Origin of the sequence: Arthrobacter sp. UYEF3, assembly GCF_040546245.1 — a bacterium.
Classification (GTDB): Bacteria; Actinomycetota; Actinomycetes; order Actinomycetales; family Micrococcaceae; genus Arthrobacter.
Genome location: NZ_JBEPNK010000062.1, coordinates 1 through 1,459, shown reverse-complemented (window position 1 = coordinate 1,459; position 1,459 = coordinate 1). Strand labels below are relative to the sequence as shown.

Sequence of the window (1,459 nt, the reverse complement as noted above, 5' to 3'; positions counted from 1 at the left end):
TTCACAGCATCCAGTGTCGCCGTCATATCGGCTCCTTCCCGCCAGGCTCACGGCCTGGCGTGTTGGGCCGGATACACCGTTATTTCCACAGTCCCGGGCATGGCCGCCGCCGAACAGGGACGGCGGGTCCGCTACATCACCACGGCCGCGCTGGTCAACGAACTCGTCGAGGCTGCCGATAACAAGGAGCTATCGAGGCTGGTGGGCAAATACGCGCGCCTGGACCTCCTTTGCCTCGATGAGGTCGGCTACGTCAAGCTCGATACCCACGGCGCCGAGCTTTTGTTCCAGATCATCACGGCCAGGGAAGAACGGGCGTCCATCGCCTGCGCAAGCAATGCTCCGTTCAGCGAGTGGGGCCAGACGTTCACCGACCCGCGCCTCGCGGCGGCGGTCGTGGACCGGCTGACCTTCCGCGGCCACATCATCAACACCGGCACCGATTCCTACCGGCTGAAAACCACCCAGCAGACCATCAACAAGTCCCGGCAAAACTGACCGGAACACCAACAGGGCGGGGCCAAAACAAACGGCGAACCCGGGGCCAAATCAACTTGCTATTCCCACGCGTTGGCGCCGGTGAAGAAGGGCCCCAAGGGTCCGACCGTGCTGACCGGGGCGAAGGCGGCCGAGATCCGCCGCCTCCGCGCCGGCGGGGCGAGCCTGCGGACAACGGCGGCCGCGGCCGGGGTCTCCACCGACACTGTCCGGCGCGCCCTCGCCTCCCAGGAGGCCGCGTCTTTGGAATCCGCAGCTGAAACGGGTGGTGGCCAACGCATCGCAGCGCGCCATGAGGACCTTGTTGAGCCCCTCCAAGGTGGCGGCCTCCGGCTCGGGGACCATGAAGTTCCGGCGCAGGAACCCCACAGCGTTCTCCACGTTGCCCTTCTCATGGCCCGAGTATGGATTGCAATAGCGTGACTCGGACCCGTAGTGGAGTTTGAAGGCGCCAAATAGCTTCGTCTCGGTCACCCGGGTTCCCACCCGATTTCCGATGCCCGTCGCGTTATCAAAGACCATGTGCCGCGGCGCAGCCCCGATGTGCTCGAACACGGTCCGCAGCCCGTGGGCAACGCATTCGGCGGTCTCTCCCCGATACGCCTGCACGAAGCGCATGTTCGAGAACGGGAAGGTCACCACCAGGATGTGCAGGACCTGCCGGATCCCGGCAATGATGGCCTCTGCCTGCCCGAAGTCGACCTGCACCGTGCCGGCAGGCCAGACCAGTTCGGTGAACCCCTCACCGGGCTGCCGGTTGGCGGCCGACCATTTCTTCACGTGCCGCTGGACCGGTGAATAGGTGCCGGTAAAACCATGCTCTTCCACGAGCCGGTCAAAGATCCTCTTCGCCGTGTGCCGCTGCTTGAGTATTTGATGCCTTGAGAGCCACCCAATCTTGCGCTTCAGAGCCACCGATCGTGCGGAAGAGAGCCAGTGGTGGTGTGCTTGGGAGCCACTG

General features: G+C 64.5%; 2 protein-coding genes. One reads left to right on the top strand and one right to left on the bottom strand.

Features of this window, described 5'->3' with window-relative positions:
* Positions 1 to 498 (top strand): ATP-binding protein (locus ABIB14_RS18665; RefSeq protein WP_354237388.1); only part of this gene is annotated, 498 nt, incomplete at its 5' end.
* Positions 499 to 549: 51 nt separating this feature from the next.
* Here the strand turns inward: ABIB14_RS18665 and istA are convergent.
* Positions 550 to 1,459, bottom strand: a 910-nt coding sequence (gene istA, locus ABIB14_RS18810) for an IS21 family transposase (RefSeq protein ID WP_502909704.1), incomplete at its 5' end; no start/stop codon positions are given.